Below are 16,715 nucleotides of genomic sequence, written 5' to 3'. Positions count from 1 at the left end.
CGGCATGGAACACGAAATCACAACGCTTACCGCGCGCCTGCTGGCCCATCGCTGGCTGCCCCGAACCGATACGCAGGTCAAGCGCGCGCTGGTCGACGAAACCTTCCGGCATGAACTGGAGCATCGCCTCGCGCAGGTCGGCCTGGTGCTACTGGACAACCCGTTCGCCGCGCATGTCGCGGTCGGCTTGCAGGAAGACATGCTTGATGCCGTGTTCGGCGGGCGTGACTACCAGGCCAGCACGATGGGCCTGACGCGCGACGAGATCGCGCTGCTGATCGTGATCTGGGCGCTGATCATCCTGCCCAAGCGCGAACGCCAGCTCGGGCGCCGCGAACGCGACGACGACGGCCAGAACGACATGTTCGGACAGGACAAACCGATTACCCACGGCGAGGAAGTTTCGGGCGCGATCTCGGAGGCGTCGCTGCTCGCCGATTTCGGCAGCCAGTTGGGCGGCAAGACCAAGGTGCGCAACTTCGCGCTCGGCAAGCTTGCGCGACTGGGCTTCATCGAGCGTCGCAACGGCATGATCCACGAAGGCCCGCTGCTCGACGTGCTGCTCGACTACCGCGTGCTCGCCGACCGCATCGTCAACGGTACCCTGGCCGACGTGCTGGCCGCCGCGGGCCACGCGCTGCCGCAGACCGAAGACATGGATGAGGGCGAGGAAGCGTTCGACGACGCACCAGCCAGCGCCGCGCCCTCTGCGCCCTCCGCCCCCAAAACCGATTCCACGGACGCCTGATCCCGCATGTTCCACATCCGCGAAATCGAACTGGTCCACTGGGACTTCTGGCGCCGCTTCACGGTGCCGCTCGACGCCCAGATCATCACCATCGTCGGCCCCAACGGCTCCGGCAAGACCACGCTGCTGGATGCCCTGCGCACGCTGTTCGCGCTGCGCTGCTCCGGCAAACGCGAGTTCCGCCGCTATGTGCGTCGCGCCAACGCCGGTGTGGCGTGGATCCGCGCGACCGTCGCCAACCGGCCGGGGCCGACCGGCAAGCGCCCATTCTTCCCCTGCCTCAAGGACGACGTCACGCTCGCCTGCCGCATCAAACGCGCCGGCGGCGACTGGACGCGCGAATACACGATCGAGGACGGCATCGTCGCGATCGAGGAACTCGACGAACGTGCGCAATGGGCGGGCCTGCGCGACTACCAGACGCGGCTCGCCTACGCCGGCCTGACCCCCGCCATTGCGAAGGTGCTCGCGCTCGAGCAAGGCGACACTGACAAACTGTGCGAATACTCGCCGCGCGCCCTGCTCGACCTGGTCTTCGATGTGTTCGGCGACAAGGAAGTACTGGACAACTACCAGACCGCTCGCACCGAGCAGCACACCGCGCTGCGCGAACTCGAATCGCTCGCGCTCGATCTTGAAAAGCTCCGTGCCCAGGCCGAGGCCAAACGCCTCGAAGCCGACCGTTACATGGAGTGGCGCGACCTCACGCGCGAAACTCAGGCGCTCGAAGCGGAGATCATTCCGCGACTCGAAGTGGCCGACCTCACGCGCGAAATCGCCGAAGCACGCGGCAAGCTGCGCGGCGCGCGCGTCGATACACGTGAGCGCACCGCGGTCGTTGCCAGCGCCAATGCCCGGCTCGCGGAACTCGACAGCGAACGCGCCCAAGCGCGCGAAGCGCTGGCCAACGCCAAGGCGCTGCTGGCTGAACAGGACGCGTTGTGGCTGACCGCACGCGACCGCCTGCGCGACATCGACCGCCTGCTCGCCGAGCGCGACGCGCTGCGCGAGCGTGTCAGCCGCGAACACGGCGCCGATGCCCTCGCCAGTGAAGAGGAAGCCTCCGCCGCGTTTGCCGCCGCCGACGCCGCACGCAGCGAAGTCCGCTCGCTCAAGGCGCGCTTTGAGGAAGTGACCGAGCAGTTGCGGCAAGCGCGCGACAAGGCCGGCCCGCCGCAGGAAGCGGACGTGCGCCGCTTCCGCAGCCTGCTCAACGACGAAGGTATCGAACACTTCGCCTTGGCCGAACTCACCGAGGTCACCGACCCGGCCTGGCAAGGTGCCGTCGAGGCGATCCTGCGACCCTACCGTTCGTTGCTGCTGCTCGAAGACGAGAACGACCGCCATGCGGCCTGGTCGCTCGGCGAGCAGGAGCGCTTCCGTCACTTCCTCGTCGCCGACCGCTCGCCCTGCCCGGGGGCAATGCCCGGCAGCCTGCTGGAAGTGGTGCGCTTTGCCGGCGACCCACCACGCTGGCTGGCCGACTTGCTCAACCGCATTCAGCGGGTCGAGAACGCCGACTCTGCCAAGCGCCTGCCGAAGGATCAGGACTGGATCACACGCGACGGCTACCACCGCGAGCGCCGCGGCGCCCGGCACTTGGGCGTGCCGCACGAGTTCTGGTTCGGCGCCCTCGCCCGCACCGCGCGGGTCGATGCGCTGAATGCCGAAGTCCGCGACCTGGACGCCCGCCTGCAGGCTGCACAGAAGCAGCAGGACGAAGCCGATGCCCGCCTGCGCGCGTGCCGCGAAAAGCTGCTCGGCCTGCAAGCCGCAGAGCTGATGCTCGCAAGAGCATCCGAATTCGAAGCCGCTGCGCAGGAGCAGACGATTGCGCGAGCCGCCCAGCAGACCGCCGAAGCGCAACGCGAAGCAGCCCGCGCCGAAGTCACCCGTCGCGAAGAGAGCCTGCGCGGCATCGACATCGAAGCCAATCGTCGCAAGGATGAACTGCGCGTTGCACGCGAGGCGCTCGTGCGCCTCAACGCCGACGACAAGCCGCAACGGCTCGAACAGGCAGCGCGCCTGATGCGCCTGCGCGGCAAGCGCCGCGGCATGCCGCGCCACTGGCTGGCACCCGAAACGCTAGCCGGGCTGGCCGAACAGTTCAATGGCCTTGCTGGCGCGCGCAACGAACTGGCACGCCTCAAGCGCCGGCTCAACGAAGGTGACTGGGCGACCGACGATCAGGTGCTGATCGTACGCGACAAGCTCAAGCTCGAACTCGACGCCCGCGAGCGCGACTACCGCGAACGCAGCGGCTACTGCGAACGCACCCGCATCCTGGTGGACGAGGCGCGCGCCGCCTACATCGCGAAGCTGCGCGCCACCGTGCGTCAGTACGCCAAGAACCTGCGCGCCTTGGGCGACCTTGCAGGCATCCACGTCGAATGCCCCACCCCGCTGCTGGAGAACGAAGACGCGACGCTCTCTTCGGCCGGGCTTGAAGTGGCTTTCGATTTCGACCAGAAGGGCGTGCAGACGCTCAACGACGGCGAGGCATCCGGTGGCCAGCAGGTGATGAAATCGCTGATCCTGCTGGTGGGCCTGCTGATGGACGACGCCCGCCCTGGCGGCTTCGTCTTCATCGACGAGCCCTTCGCGCACCTCGACGTTGCCAACATCGACCGGGTTGGTGCCTTCTTGCGTGCAACACGGGCCCAATACCTGATTACGACGCCAGTGACGCATAATGCCAACGTCTTCCAGCCGGCCCAGCTCACCCTGGTGACGCGCAAGAAGAAAGGCGGCGAGGACTGGGCACCCCCAATTGGCGTGCTGAGACGCGAAATCTAGCCCTCAAGCCCTTGCAGCACCTGCCGTTAAGCGACTAACCCACACAGCCTGTGCTGACATGAGCGAAAAAAAGGGTCTTGCCAGTCTTGCCGGAGCACCGGACCAGAGCATGTTCAAGCTGCTTGGTCAGGTACGCGCGATGTCGTCAAGCCGCGATCGCGAGCAGATGACCTTGCGCCTCGTGACCGCGATGCGCGATGTGCTCGGCGCCTCGGAAGTCACGCTCTACGCCGTCAGCGCGTCGCCGAAAGGCCCGGTCGGCGCAATCGTTGCCGTCGCGCGGCCCGACCATGAGCAGGTCGCGAATGAGGACGAAGATCATCCGCCGGTCGCGCTGCATGAAGATGCCTTCCTCGACGGCGCAATTCGCTCCAGCGATGGCGTGGCCGAAAGCAACACGGATGGCATCTACCGGCTGGCACTGGCGATGGGGGACGCGGGCAACCCGCACGCCCTGCTCGTCGCACGTTGCGATGTGGCGCCCGAGGCGCGCGTCCGCGACGCCTTCCTGCATGTTGCGCACTTCTATCAGAACCAGCTCGATCTGCTCGACTACGCCGAGCTCGACACCCTGACGAAGCTGCTCAACCGCAAGACCTTTGACGAAAACTTCGATCGCTTCATCGCCAGCGTCGGCCGCGCACAACAGACCGACCCGGAGCGCCGGCAGCAGGACGATCTGGCTGCACGCCCTTCATGGATGGGCGTGATCGACATCGACAAGTTCAAGCGTATCAACGACACCTTTGGCCACCTGTTCGGCGATGAGGTGTTGCTGCGCGTCGCGGAGGTCATGAAGCACTCGTTTCGCCAGCGTGACAAGCTGTTCCGCTTCGGCGGCGAAGAGTTCGTCGTGCTGCTGCGCAACGTCAGCGAAGCGGATGCCCGCGCGATCTTCGAGCGCTTCCGCACCGCGGTGGAAACACATGAATTCCCGCAGGTTGGCCAGGTCACCGCATCGGCCGGCTTCACCCGCATCGACCCGGTGCTTCCACCCGCCGAAATGCTGGGCCACGCGGACGAAGCCCTGTATTTCTCGAAAGAGAACGGCCGCAACCAGGTGAACTGCTACGAAGATCTCGTCGCACGCGGTTTGCTGGAAGGACCCAAGCAGGCCGACAACACCGGTCTGCAGGCCGATATCGACGCCCTCTTTGACTGAGCTCTGAGCCGGCGCACTCGTGCCGGTATCGCGCCGCCCGCCGCTTCAGCATCCCTGCGCCCCGTCAAAGCCACAGGGGGCGCTGAATATGTCAAAATTCAATACTTTGCACCGCGGGGCGCCCATGCCCCGGACGCCCGGCCTTCGCCGGTCGCCGCGTGCCCTGCCTTGAGCTTCCGCCATGTCCGAAAACAACGAATCGCAAGTCCCTCAGGACGAGAACCACATCATTGCCGAGCGTCGCGCCAAGCTCGCGAAATGGCGGGAATCCGGCAAAGCCTACCCGAACGACTTCCGGCGTGAGAACACGGCCGGCAAGCTCGACGAGCTGTATGGCGACAAGGACAACGAAACGCTCGAAGCGACCCCGGTTGAAGTGAAGGTCGCCGGCCGCGTGATGCTCAAGCGCGTCATGGGCAAGGCCTCGTTCATCACGATCCAGGATCTTTCCGGCCGCATCCAGCTCTACGTCACGCGCGACGCCGTGGGCGAGGATGTGTACGCCGACTTCAAGACCTGGGATCTGGGCGACATCGTCGGCTGCGTCGGCACCCTCTTCAAGACCAAGACCGGCGAACTGTCAGTCAAGGCGAACGAGATCCGCCTGCTGAGCAAGTGCTTGCGTCCGCTGCCGGAAAAGCACAAGGGCCTGACGGACGTCGAAACCAAGTACCGCCAGCGTTATCTGGACCTCATCACCTCGGAAGAGTCGCGCTACACCTTCGTCGCGCGCAGCCGCCTGGTGCAGTCGATCCGCAACTACATGAACGGCCACGGCTTCCTCGAAGTCGAGACGCCGATGATGCACCCGATCCCCGGCGGCGCCTCCGCGAAGCCCTTCGTGACGCATCACAACACGCTGGATATGGAGCTCTTCCTGCGCATCGCGCCGGAGCTTTACCTCAAGCGCCTGGTGGTCGGTGGCTTCGAAAAGGTCTTCGAGATCAACCGCAACTTCCGTAACGAAGGGACGTCCACGCGGCACAACCCCGAGTTCACGATGATGGAGTTCTACGAGGCGTACGCGGACTACACGCTGCTGATGAACTTCACCGAAGGCCTGCTGCGCCACGCCGCACGTGAGGCGCTGGGCACCGAGGTGTTCCAGTACCAGGGCCGCGAGCTGGATCTGTCCAAGCCCTTCCATCGCCTGACGATGGCCGAGGCGATCCACAAGTACCACCCGGGATTCTCGAAGGAGCAGCTCAACGACGCCGCATGGCTGCGCGAAAAGCTGACCGCGATGAAGGTGGACGTCAAGGGCGACGCCGGCCTCGGCACGCTGCAGCTGCTGATGTTCGAAGAGAACACCGAAGCTGAATTGTGGGAACCGACCTTCATCGTCGACTACCCGACCGAGATCAGCCCACTGGCCCGCAAGTCCGACACCCGCCCGGAAATCACCGAACGCTTCGAGCTGTTCATCGTCGGCCGCGAGATCGCCAACGGCTTCTCGGAGCTGAACGATCCGGAAGACCAGGCAGAGCGCTTCCTCGAGCAGGTCAAGGCCAAGGAAGCTGGCGACGACGAAGCGATGTACTACGACGCCGACTACGTGCGCGCACTGGAATTCGGCCTGCCGCCCACCGGCGGCTGCGGCATCGGTATCGACCGCCTCGTCATGCTGCTGACCGACAGCCCGGCGATCCGCGACGTAATCCTGTTCCCGCAAATGCGACCCGAGTGATGTTTGGGCCCGTTCGGGACCGTTTGGAAATCACCCCTGAAACCCGCACAGATATTAGCTGTGCGGGTTTTTTGTTGTCCGGGACTGTTCGGTGAAAAACGGGCCAAGCAATCGAAGTCTGGGGGTACTTTTGGGGGTATCTACAATGTCATATTTCATGCTTTTCGCATAATTGGATGGCACTGACCCACAACGCGGCCTCCAAGACACCCCCACGAGCCGACGGCAAACCCCTCAAGCTCGCCGACGGCGCCGGCCTCTACCTGCTGATCAAGGGCAACGGAAGTCGGTACTGGCGGATGAAGTACCGCTGGGGCGGCAAAGAGAAGTTGCTGGCGCTCGGCGTGTTCCCCGAGGTCTCGCTGAAGGACGCCCGCGACCGCCGCGACGCTGCCCGACGTTTGCTCTCGGAAGGCACCGACCCCGGCGAGCAACGGCGCGTCGACAAGGCGGCCGCCCGGCGCGCGACCGACTTGAGCTTCGAGTCCATCGCGCTTGAGTGGCACAGCACCAAGGCCGCCGAATGGGTGCCCGGCCACGCCAGCAGCGTGCTGGCCACCCTGAAGACCTACCTGTTCCCGGATTTGGGGCGACGCCCGATCGCCGAGATCGAACCGCTCGAACTGCTTGAGGTGCTGCGAAAGGTCGAGCGCGCCGGCAAGATCGACACTGCCAAGCGGCTGCGCGAACGCTGCGACGCAATTTTCCGCCTGGCGGTGATCTCGGGCCGCGCCAAGCACAACCCCGCCGCTGATCTGGCCGAGGCGATGCAGGTCAGCATCGTGAAGCCGCGCCCTGCCCTCACAGCCCAACAGCTCCCGGCCTTCCTCCGCGCCCTGGCGCAGACCGACACCATCACGCTTCAGACCCGCGTGCTCTTCACGCTGCTGCTCACCTGCTTCACTCGCATCGGAGAAACCGTCCGCGCCGAGTGGGAACACATCGACTTCGATCGCGCCCTCTGGGTGATCCCGCCGGAGAACCGCAAGCTCAAGAACAAGCTCAAGCTCACCGCGCCGCCGCACATCATCCCCCTGCCGATCCAAGCCCTCGCCGCGTTGCGAGAGTTGGAGCAGCATCGCAGGCCCGGCCCGTATGTCTTCCCGAGCGTCCGCGGCGTGCGCGCCCACATGAGCGAATCTACACCGCTCAAAGCGCTCGAACGCATGGGCTACGGCGGCAAGAACACCGAGAACGGCAACGTCGTCACGCACGGCTTCCGGGCCACCGCCTCGACGATTCTCAACGAGGCCGGCTTCAACCCCGACGCAGTGGAACGCCAGCTCTCGCACACCGAAGCCAACCAGGTACGCGCCGCATATAACCGCGCGCAGTACATGGAAGAACGCCGTTCGATGCTGCAGTGGTGGGCGAACTACCTCGAAGAAGTCGAACGCTCGACCGAAGGAACCCAAAACGCAGGCCTAACCACCATGCAGAATTACTATTCCTACGAGCCGGACGCTTGAGTGACAGCTTCCAGTGATCCGAGCTAGCTTTGGCCATGGGAGTTGGGCGCCTCGGCCACGGCTGGTTCAAGAGCCCTCGGACCATGCGCAGAGCAGCGAGGAAAAACTTCACTGCATCCCGCGTTCGATCAAGCGGTCACGAGGGCACGCTCGTAAGATACACAATAGGCTGACAGGCGCCGGAGTCTGATCCACTTCGAATCAATGGGTTGCGCTCTTGTGGCCACGCTTCGCTATCAACAGTAGGCTGACGCGGGTGTCAGCCTAATAACTCTTAGGCCGCACAAGTGACGCCATGAACACCAAACTACTTGCAGATCCACAGATCATTGCTGCGCTGCTCACGGTTGCGCTGACCGTAATTGCAGCGGTCTCTGGGTACTTTCTCAGGGAGTGGCTCACGCGCTCCAAGCCATTTGTCTCTGTGATTCGAATCGTGGGATCGTCAAAGCTTGTGTCTGCCCGAGTTCCGGTCCCTGACAGGGCCGTTAAGGCTTCGAAGAAGTCACATCTGTTTGATCCGTTGTCTGAGCGTTCAAGACTCGACGACGTCTCGGCGTCATTGAAGGCTGCAAGGAACGTCGAGGGCCGGGCGCAAGAGGTTATTGAACTGATCGACGCGTTCCGGGCTGCTGTAGCCAAGAACGACAGCGCAATCGCTCAAGGCGTTCTGGAGGAGTTGATGCTCGATGAGGACTTCGATGATTGGATCTGTAGTCTTGTTGGGGAGCGAACTGTGCCGGTTCCGCAGTTTGACGAGAACTTGCCAATCCTTATCGATTTCGTTGAGGAGAGGAACGCAAGGGGCGGCACCTTCGCAATTGGATTTCCGGGGAACACACTCCGTTTTGGTAGCGAGCTAAACACCTTTGTACTCTACAGGAGCAGCATAAAGGCCCTTGTAGAACTGGTAAGTCGCCTAGAGTTTGGCAAGCTCGCGCAAGTGTTTGGGGCAATTGGGCGCGAGTTGTCGACCGAACTCGGACTCGCCAAGGATTTGATTCCCCCCCTTCAGGAAATTGTCGACAAGAATTCGCAGTGGTCCTTTGGGCTGTATGTTGCAAACCTTGGGCATTCGCCATTCTTGATCCAGACTGAAGGCATGGTCGAGATCAAGGATTTGAGCGGCGGTCGCTACACCGAACCATGCTTACTGGTAGTACTAAAGGAAGATGCAGCTCGTGACGTGCGAAGAGTTCGGACGAAGTCACCGCTGGTCACTCAGTCGCAGCGTGACATCACGTTTGATTTTGTAACCACTCGAACACAAGCCGACATGCCTGCTGGGGACACAATTCGTTCCATGTTCAAATCAGGGAGCGCACAGTGCCGCCTGACTTTCGCCATTGAACGACCCGGCCATTCGAGATCTGCACGGGTAACAAGCGCATGGTTCAAGTTTGTTGATACCCGGCCGAGTGCAGCCTAATCCGCGGCCCAAGCGAACAGCCCACGACCGGCTTTGCCGCCCGCGGGCTACCGCTTAGCCGCAACGTTGCCACGAGACGTGAACATCGGCGTCTGCAGAGCGATAGTGAAGCGCTTGTACCGGCGCCGGCCACGGCCGTTGGCCGGGGAACGGCCGCTTGGTCGCGACCCGCAGAGTGGTCAACCGTCACTGGTACCGACGGTCAAACGGGCGGTTTTTGCACCGCAGCCGAATCGCCGTCAGCGAAGCAATCTCGCCGGCCGCCGCAGAAACCCTCGAAACAGCCTGTCCGGCGCCGTAAGCCGAGCCCGCACGCCGGCGGCCGGATTTCGGCCTCTCGACCCAGCCACCCAGCGCATCAACCCGCACGCTTTTTCCGCCTCGGTTTCTTCGCTTCAGCGCCCCGCGCCATAAGGCCGGCAGGCACTTGGGCGACTGCACACTTTCCGACCTCTGAAGGGGGCGGGCGTGGCGGGGTCACGAGCGCGCGCGCAGGGTGCGCGTAGCAGAGCCCTCGCAGGCGCTCGAACGCACGAAACACCCCCGCGTTGGCCGAATCCGGGCCGCTGGCACGTTTAAACGCCCGCGCCCGGCCTCCGAACCCTCCCCGCCACATCGCGGCGCCTGGGGCCGCTATTGCACGCCGCGGGGCATGCCCGGCTAAGTCGCCTAACCGCACCAAACGCCACCACTGCGCAAAGTGCCGCGCCGCCGCCGGTCACTTCGCCCAAGTTTTCCGCACGAAACCGCCCTCACCGAGCGCCGCTTCGCGCCGCCGTCAAAACACCTTGTTGTGGGAGCGCGCCCCACAACAGGCCTCGCGTGACCACACCGCACCGCCTCCCGATACTCGGCCGTGTCTGATGGAACACGGAGGAATAAACATGCTGATCAAGCGGGACGGGCTTACCGCATCCGCGCCGCCGGGGCTTGCCGAAGCGCCGGACAACCCCAACGCCCAGCGGCCCGCCGCCGGCGACCGCTCGCCGGAGCGCTTCATCCGCGTCGGCGAAGTTCAAGGCCTGGTGCCGGTCAGCCGCACCACGCTCTACCAGTGGATCAAGGACGGCTACTTCCCCAAACCGGTACCGCTCGGCGGCGGGCGCGTCGCCTGGCTGCTGAGCGAAGTGCACACCTGGATGGCCACCCGTGTGGCCGAACGACAAACGTAAAGAGGCAACCACCTTGCAGATCAACAACCCCGAAACCCGGGCCCTGCTCGAAGCCAAGCTCACCGAGCTGCAGCAGGCGAAGTCCGACTTCGCCACCGCGAAAGCGCTGTGCGGCCAGATCGCCACGAACCTCGCCACGCTGCGCAAGGCCGGCGAAGCGTCAGAAACCGAAGCGCAAGGCATCCGCGCCAAGCTGCGCGAAGTGCTGCGCGAAACGATGGGCAAACCCTCGAAGAAACTGCACGACCTCTCAGCCGATCAGCGCGCCGCGATCGTGATGCACGAGGAATACACCAGCCTCGCCGCTGAAGCGGAGCGCGAACTCGCACGCGCCACCCTCGAAGCGCAAGCACCGCTGGGCCGCATCGACGCGGTCCGCCGCCAGCTGCGCGACTTGTACGCCGGCGCCGTCATCGACGAAGCCATCGCGGAAATCGCTCCGAAGCTCACTGTCGGCTTGCGGCTGGCCTGCAACGCGTTCGCCGCCGACGGGTTTGACCCACGGCACCGGGTCTTCGACACGCCCGAGGACTTCGCGATGGCGCAAGTCAGCGAGCGGCTGCGCCCGCTGCTGATCGCAGAGCTGGACACCTCATCCGACCCCGTCCTTTCCGCGCTCGTCGCCGCGCGAATGGAAGGCGTGGAACGCATCAGCCACGCGCACATGCACGTCATGCGCAACGGCCTCAGCAAACACCCCCTCACCATCGGAATGGAGCAACCGTCATGACCGTTTCAATCAACTGCCCGCAGTGCAACCAGCCCGCCCAGAAGAAGGCCGAGCAACGCTTCTCGAACACCGGCACCTCGTACCAGTTCGAATGCCAGAACGCGAAGTGCCGGCACAAGTTCGCCGGTGTACTCGAACTGCTGAAGACCCCGCCGTCGCGCGTCGGCAGCTTCAACACCGGCGGCCCGATCGAGCCCACCGACTGCTGATTCGCGGAGCGTGGCACCTATGTCCAGATGGGTTGCATTCGTCCTTGAAGGCACACTGGCGCGCCCGAGCAACGACGCGCAGCAGATCGGCGCGCCGGACGCTGAACTGGTGGCGCGTGCGCAAGCGCTGCGTGCTACCGGCATCGATGTGCGGGTCGTCACCGAGCACGCCGCCGACCCGCACTACGCGAAGCGCGCAGCCCGCTGGTTGGCGGAAGTCGGCCTCGGCGGGCTACCGCTGGAAGCGGGCGTCAGTGACGACACCGCCACCGTTTTTCACCGCCCGAACGCCTACCCGCTCGACCAAGCAGAGCAACCCAAAATCGACGCGCCGTTGCGCATCCGCCGGCCCGCGAAGCCGGCGCCCGGCGCGTCGCGCATGGTGATCATGTGCCCGCACTGCATGGGCGTTGCCACGATCCGCACCAGCCGGCAACTGAGCATGCTGCTGCGTGAGGTTTATTGCCAATGCACCGACGTGGCCTGCAGCTACAGCTTCAGGGCCACGGTGGAGGTGGTCGAAGGCATCTCGCCGAGCGCCAAGCCGAACACCCATGTCGCCGAGCAAATCGATAGCCGCCTGAAGCGCGCCACGCCCTCGCCGTAAGCCCCACACCGAAGGAACTCCATGCCCGCCGTTTTGCGAAACCGCTCGATACGCATGCCCGCCGAAAATGCCCTTGGCATTTTCGGATGCACAGCACCTCGAGACCCGCGCTTGACACTCGCACAGAACCGAGGAAAGAATGCCCACATCGCGGCATCAACCGCGAACGGGTTTGGCGACCCGGAAGAACAAGGCGGACGTAGCCGCCATGCGGCTTTTTTTGCGTCCGTTCACCACAGTTCCGCCCGTTCTACGGTGGGCCGTGGTGGGGAGGCCTTCGGGCCTGCCGGTGCCTTGTTTCCGGTTCGCCAACCCTGCCACGTGCCTGCCACCCTCCGTTTGGCGACGGAACGGCAGGCCTCGACAAACAAGGAGGCCCATATGCCTGTCGCATCGCTACGCGCGTCGCAAACACGCGCCCCGTCGCTCCGCAATTACGCTCCAAACGCCCTGCCGTCGTTCGGCCGCTCCCTCAGCAACGGGAGGCGCCCGTCATGAACGATCGCGCGCGCTTTACCTTGCCGCCCGCGCTGCCGGAACTCGAAGGCCGCCAGCTCGATAGCCTGCGCGCCGCGCTGGCCAGCCTCAACAAGCTCCGCACCGAGATCAACAACCGCTGCGCGCACGGCACCGCCAAACCGCTTGGCGAGATCGCCGAATCCATCACCGGCCTCACCCACCAGACGGTGGGCGTACTGAACAGCGTGCACATCGCGCTGCTGCATGTTTCCGAAGGCCTCACCGGCGTGCTGGAACTGCTCGACCACTGCGACACGAAGCACGTCAGCGCAAGCCGGCTGTGCTGCCTGCTCCAACCCTTTGTCCGTCAGATCGAAAACGCCGCCGCGCATGTCGGCGACCTGGTCGATTGATCGCAGGAGGCCCGAAGATGAAACGTCACCCTTCCCGCCGCGCCTGCCCGGGACAACGCAAAACGCCTCGCGTGCAAGTGGTTACCGCTCCGCGCGAGCCGCTTTCCGTCAATGCTCAGCACGTCGCCGACACGCTGACCGATTGCCTTGCACGTACCGTCGACGGTGAATGCATCGGCGCCGTTGTGGTGTGTATGGACCGCGACGGCCAGCTCACCACGCACCTCGCCGGTAGCTACCGCAAACAGGCGGAGGTGAAAGCATGATCAAGACCGGCACACCCAAGCACAAAGCGCTCACGCGCCGCGGCAACCGGCACGCGCTCACCCGCGCGCAGATCGAACGCCAGGGCGGTGACACACCGGCCGACCGCCGCGTTCATCCGCTTCTTGCCGCCCTGCTCGCGGCTGTTTCGACGCGGGGCACAACGCCCCGCGCGGCGAACTGAGAGGGCGCCATGCGATACAACAACCCCCGTCCGAATCGCCGCCTCTTCTCGAACAGAGATGAGCGCAAGCTCGGCATCCAAACGGTGCTCACGGCCCGCCAGTTTCACGAGAACGCCTACATGGCGGGCCGCGACCAGGCAATCACCATCCTGGATGTGTTCGTGGGCCTGCAGCAGTCGCGCCGGCTGTTCAACGAACACCTGCGCTACGAAGCCGACCGCGAATACATCCGCGGCCTGCTCGATGCGCTGATGCCGATGATGACCGACACGCAGAGCTTCCTGCGCGACAAGCTGAAGCTCGAACGCGAGCTGCGGAACTGCATCTCTGACGACTTCTTCGACTGCGCCGCGGGCTTGCTGCGCCAACTGCGCACCACCTACAAGCACTACGACCCGTCGGAGGCCCACCGATGAGCGCCGCACTATTCCCCAGCTCGGCCGTGGGCGAGTGGTTCGAGCGCCTGAAGGATCAGATCGACCTGCATGACCTGGCCGACCGCTTGGGCCTCAAGCGCAAAGGCAGCAAGGGCAACTACCGCAGCCCGCACCACCCGGACAGCACGCCCTCGCTCTCGATCTTGCCCAACGGCCGCGGATGGAAAGATTGGTCGACCGAGGAAGGCGGCAGTTGCATCGACCTGGTGCTGTATTGCCAGCCCGAACTCGGCACGCCGATGGAAGCCGCCCGCCTGCTCGGCGAGTGGTACGGCATACCGCAGCCGCGGCGCGTGGCCGAAGCGCAGAGCGAGCAGAAGAGCATCGTCGAGTTCATCGCGACCAAGTGCCTGGCCGCACCCGAGCCGGTGGTGGATTACCTCGTCGGCCGCGGTATCGACGAAGCCGTGGTGCGCCGCGCACTGAAGAACCGCGCGATCGGCTGGAACGCATGGAAGAGCGAAAAGGTGCCGGCGGGCGAGCAAGGCCACGGCGGCCCCGCGGCGGCCTTCCTGGTGCGGGCGCACGACACCGCCCGTGTGGTGGCCGTGGACCTGCGCTACGCCGACCCGGCACTCAACGGCGGCGCCAAGACGCAGTGCCAGGGCGAGAAGGAAGCCCACGCCTGGACGAGCGACGCCACCCGCCTGCGGCGCGCGCACACGGTCTACATCGTCGAAAGCCCGATCAATGCGTTGTCGGTTGAAAGCTGCGCGCTGCCCAATGGCACCGCAGCGCTGGCGATTCGCGGAACCGGCAACGCCGACAAACTCGACCTGGCGTTTCTCAAAGGCAAGCGCGTGGTGATCGCGCTGGACCACTGCGACGCGGTGAACGAGCGAACCGGCCAACGGCCCGGCCTTGCGGCGGCGTGGCGATTGTCCGAACGGCTGACGGCCTGCGACATCGCGGCCCTGCTGGTCGACATGCAGGATTGGGAAGAAGGCGAAGACATCAACGACGTGCTGAAGACCCATGGCGCTAGCGAGTTGTTGCAGCGCCTGCGCCGGTTGGAGCCGTGGTTGATACCGGGCATGCCGGGTGGTGGCGAGCGCCTTCAAGGCACGCGCCGCGTCTTCCTGCCCGACTACGACTTCAAGGTGTATTGGCGCTACCGCGCCCGCGAGGACTTCACGCAGTACGTGGATGAATTCCGCGAAGGGGAAGACGGCGAGCGGCAGGAAACCTTGGCGGACTTGTGCTCCTTCCGCATCGCGGCGCTCTCTCGCCTGCGGGTGCAAGGCCACCTGGCCACCATCAACGGCACGCCGGACACGCAGTCCGAAACCGTGTTCGGCATCAGCGCGCAAGCGCCCCGCCACGGCGCGACGCTACAGCGCGAGGTGGTAGATGACCGGATGCTGTTCAACCTGGAATGGTGGCGATCGCGCTTCGGGGCGATCTTCAAGCCGCACCCGTTCATGCGGATGATCAACATCCTCGAACGCTCGGCGGACCTCGGCGCGCGCGACGTGGTGAACTTCGTCGGGCTCGCCTGGCGCGATAGCGAACCGGCCGCACTGGAAGGCAGCGACTGCTACTTCATGGAGCCGGCGAAGCAGTGCCTGTATCACAACATGGCGTTTCCCCGCGGCACTACGCAGGCGGCGCGGGTGTGCATCGAAGCCTTTCAGGCAACGTTCAAGCGCAACGCCGCGGCGATCCCCTTCGTGTGGGCGCTAGGCGCACACCTGAAGGCGGTGCTCGGCTTCTATCCACACTTCCAGATGCAGGCCGAGAAAGGCTCGGGCAAATCGAAGCTGCTCGAATCGATGCAATCCGCGCTGGCGTTTCAGGTGTTGTCGGGCCAGATGCTCAAGACCGACCACCGGCGCCGCGCATCGGTGTCCTACACCTCGCACCCGGTGGGCTGGGACGAGTTCTCGAAACTGCCGAAGACGGTGCTGTCTGAAATCGACGGCCTGCTGCAATCGACCTATCGGTTCGAGTTCACCCGCGTCGGCGCGAGCCTCACGCCCTACCTGATGTGTGCACCGGTGCTGCTCGCCGGCGAAGAGGTGGACGTGGCATCACTGCAATCGAAGATCTGTCGCAGCTCGCTCACGTCGGCCAAACAAGGCCCGCTGATCCCGAACGATCTGCCGCAGTTCCCGGTGTGGCAGTGGCTGCAGTTCCTCGCGCGCGTCGGCGCCGGCCGCATCCTGGAACAGCACAGCGCACGCCTGGCGTTCTGCCGACGCAACTCCCGCGCGCCGGATGCCGACACCACCGCGCGCCGCATGATGGAGAACTACGCCGCCATCCTCACCGCGTGGGACTTGTTGTGCGAGTTCGCCGGACTCGACGCCGCGCTGGCGGGCTTCGCACACGACCTGATGGCCGAGATGAACGAGCACATCGCCGACACCGACGGCGTTCGCCTGCCCTGGGTGTGGATCACCGAAATCCTGCTATCGGAAATCGAAGCCAACCGCTTCGACCACCCCTACTGCTGGGACACCGTGCGCACCGAAGACGGCAAGCCCGAGCCCACCCTGTTCCTGCGCCCGAGCCACGTGATGGACCACCTATCCACCGCGCCGCACCTGCGCACGAAGTTCGACGCCCTACCGATCAAAACCGCCCGCGTGTTCAAGCAACAACTGCTCGCCAGCGGCGTGGTGCTGATCGACGAAGCCGAACGCACGATCCGCGGCCGGCGAATGGCGCACCTGACGGGGCTGAGCGTAGCGAAGCTGGAAAGGCTGGGGCTCTATGCGACGCCGCTGATGACTTGCGATTAGGGACGGTCGGTTGGAGAACCAGCGCCGGATGCAAACAAGGTTTGACCCTAAGACCGTCGCCGGGTAAGCAAGGCCTGCGTCCAAGACTGCCGCGCCCCGGATCCTCCAAGCCGTGCCCGCACTCAGCACGTTCGAACCTCTGCGCACAACAGCAACCGGGACAGCGAGTCCGTCCGAGAGCGTCAAATCGCCCCAAACGCAAAA

General features: G+C 64.7%; 15 protein-coding genes. All 15 read left to right on the top strand.

Annotated features, from left to right (window positions below):
* Nucleotides 1-4 precede the first annotated feature (4 nt).
* The 15 genes from JY500_RS08840 (at nt 5) to JY500_RS08770 (ending at nt 16,511) form a co-directional block, all read left to right on the top strand.
* Entirely contained in the window at nt 5-748 is a 744-nt protein-coding gene (locus JY500_RS08840; protein ID WP_246479846.1) for a hypothetical protein, read from the top strand.
* Nucleotides 749-754: 6 nt separating this feature from the next.
* Nucleotides 755-3,544, top strand: coding sequence for an AAA family ATPase (locus JY500_RS08835; RefSeq protein ID WP_206256093.1), 2,790 nt, complete (start codon nt 755-757; stop codon nt 3,542-3,544).
* A 58-nt stretch (nt 3,545-3,602) separates the two neighbouring features.
* Entirely contained in the window at nt 3,603-4,706 is a 1,104-nt protein-coding gene (locus tag JY500_RS08830; protein WP_172203059.1) for a GGDEF domain-containing protein, read from the top strand.
* Nucleotides 4,707-4,887: 181 nt separating this feature from the next.
* Nucleotides 4,888-6,393: a lysine--tRNA ligase gene (lysS, locus tag JY500_RS08825; RefSeq protein ID WP_206256092.1), complete on the top strand. Its 1,506-nt coding sequence runs from the start codon at nt 4,888-4,890 to the stop codon at nt 6,391-6,393.
* 176 nt (nt 6,394-6,569) lie between these two features.
* Complete coding sequence (locus JY500_RS08820) at nt 6,570-7,862, top strand: tyrosine-type recombinase/integrase (RefSeq protein WP_206256091.1); 1,293 nt, start codon at nt 6,570-6,572, stop codon at nt 7,860-7,862.
* Between the two features lie 295 nt (nt 7,863-8,157).
* On the top strand, nt 8,158-9,291 hold the full coding sequence (locus JY500_RS08815) for a hypothetical protein (protein ID WP_206256090.1): 1,134 nt from the start codon (nt 8,158-8,160) through the stop codon (nt 9,289-9,291).
* Nucleotides 9,292-10,175: 884 nt separating this feature from the next.
* Nucleotides 10,176-10,463, top strand: a complete 288-nt coding sequence (locus JY500_RS08810) for a helix-turn-helix transcriptional regulator (RefSeq protein WP_206256089.1) — start codon at nt 10,176-10,178, stop codon at nt 10,461-10,463.
* Nucleotides 10,441-11,193, top strand: a complete 753-nt coding sequence (locus JY500_RS08805; protein ID WP_206256088.1) for a hypothetical protein — start codon at nt 10,441-10,443, stop codon at nt 11,191-11,193. Before JY500_RS08810 ends, JY500_RS08805 begins: the two co-directional genes overlap by 23 nt.
* The gene (locus tag JY500_RS08800) at nt 11,190-11,402 is read left to right on the top strand and encodes an ogr/Delta-like zinc finger family protein (RefSeq protein WP_206256087.1); all 213 of its coding nucleotides are present in this window, start codon (nt 11,190-11,192) and stop codon (nt 11,400-11,402) included. Before JY500_RS08805 ends, JY500_RS08800 begins: the two co-directional genes overlap by 4 nt.
* Before the next feature lie 19 nt (nt 11,403-11,421).
* Complete coding sequence (locus JY500_RS08795; protein WP_206256086.1) at nt 11,422-12,009, top strand: Ogr/Delta-like zinc finger protein; 588 nt, start codon at nt 11,422-11,424, stop codon at nt 12,007-12,009.
* Nucleotides 12,010-12,503: 494 nt separating this feature from the next.
* A complete protein-coding gene (locus JY500_RS08790; protein WP_206256085.1) occupies nt 12,504-12,881 on the top strand; it encodes a DUF1484 family protein in 378 nt (125 codons plus the stop codon).
* Between the two features lie 17 nt (nt 12,882-12,898).
* Complete coding sequence (locus tag JY500_RS08785; RefSeq protein WP_206256084.1) at nt 12,899-13,147, top strand: hypothetical protein; 249 nt, start codon at nt 12,899-12,901, stop codon at nt 13,145-13,147.
* Nucleotides 13,144-13,329 (top strand): hypothetical protein, encoded by a 186-nt coding sequence (locus JY500_RS08780; protein ID WP_206256083.1) that lies wholly within the window; start codon nt 13,144-13,146, stop codon nt 13,327-13,329. The genes JY500_RS08785 and JY500_RS08780 overlap by 4 nt, the downstream gene beginning before the upstream one ends.
* 9 nt (nt 13,330-13,338) lie before the next feature.
* A complete protein-coding gene (locus tag JY500_RS08775) occupies nt 13,339-13,746 on the top strand; it encodes a hypothetical protein (protein WP_206256082.1) in 408 nt (135 codons plus the stop codon).
* Nucleotides 13,743-16,511 (top strand): toprim domain-containing protein, encoded by a 2,769-nt coding sequence (locus JY500_RS08770; protein ID WP_206256081.1) that lies wholly within the window; start codon nt 13,743-13,745, stop codon nt 16,509-16,511. Before JY500_RS08775 ends, JY500_RS08770 begins: the two co-directional genes overlap by 4 nt.
* Nucleotides 16,512-16,715 lie beyond the last annotated feature (204 nt).

It is taken from the genome of Niveibacterium microcysteis, assembly GCF_017161445.1.
GTDB classification, from domain to species: Bacteria; Pseudomonadota; Gammaproteobacteria; order Burkholderiales; family Rhodocyclaceae; genus Niveibacterium; species Niveibacterium microcysteis.
This window is presented reverse-complemented; position numbering and strand designations above follow the sequence as displayed.

Bases quoted from the DNA above. Each gene is read 5' to 3' on its own strand.
- JY500_RS08840 (WP_246479846.1), top strand. From the start codon at position 5: ATGGAACACGAAATCACAACGCTTACCGCGCGCCTGCTGGCCCATCGC.
- JY500_RS08835 (WP_206256093.1), top strand. From the start codon at position 755: ATGTTCCACATCCGCGAAATCGAACTGGTCCACTGGGACTTCTGGCGC.
- JY500_RS08830 (WP_172203059.1), top strand. From the start codon at position 3,603: ATGAGCGAAAAAAAGGGTCTTGCCAGTCTTGCCGGAGCACCGGACCAG.
- lysS (WP_206256092.1), top strand. From the start codon at position 4,888: ATGTCCGAAAACAACGAATCGCAAGTCCCTCAGGACGAGAACCACATC.
- JY500_RS08820 (WP_206256091.1), top strand. From the start codon at position 6,570: ATGGCACTGACCCACAACGCGGCCTCCAAGACACCCCCACGAGCCGAC.
- JY500_RS08815 (WP_206256090.1), top strand. From the start codon at position 8,158: ATGAACACCAAACTACTTGCAGATCCACAGATCATTGCTGCGCTGCTC.
- JY500_RS08810 (WP_206256089.1), top strand. From the start codon at position 10,176: ATGCTGATCAAGCGGGACGGGCTTACCGCATCCGCGCCGCCGGGGCTT.
- JY500_RS08800 (WP_206256087.1), top strand. From the start codon at position 11,190: ATGACCGTTTCAATCAACTGCCCGCAGTGCAACCAGCCCGCCCAGAAG.
- JY500_RS08795 (WP_206256086.1), top strand. From the start codon at position 11,422: ATGTCCAGATGGGTTGCATTCGTCCTTGAAGGCACACTGGCGCGCCCG.
- JY500_RS08790 (WP_206256085.1), top strand. From the start codon at position 12,504: ATGAACGATCGCGCGCGCTTTACCTTGCCGCCCGCGCTGCCGGAACTC.
- JY500_RS08785 (WP_206256084.1), top strand. From the start codon at position 12,899: ATGAAACGTCACCCTTCCCGCCGCGCCTGCCCGGGACAACGCAAAACG.
- JY500_RS08780 (WP_206256083.1), top strand. From the start codon at position 13,144: ATGATCAAGACCGGCACACCCAAGCACAAAGCGCTCACGCGCCGCGGC.
- JY500_RS08775 (WP_206256082.1), top strand. From the start codon at position 13,339: ATGCGATACAACAACCCCCGTCCGAATCGCCGCCTCTTCTCGAACAGA.
- JY500_RS08770 (WP_206256081.1), top strand. From the start codon at position 13,743: ATGAGCGCCGCACTATTCCCCAGCTCGGCCGTGGGCGAGTGGTTCGAG.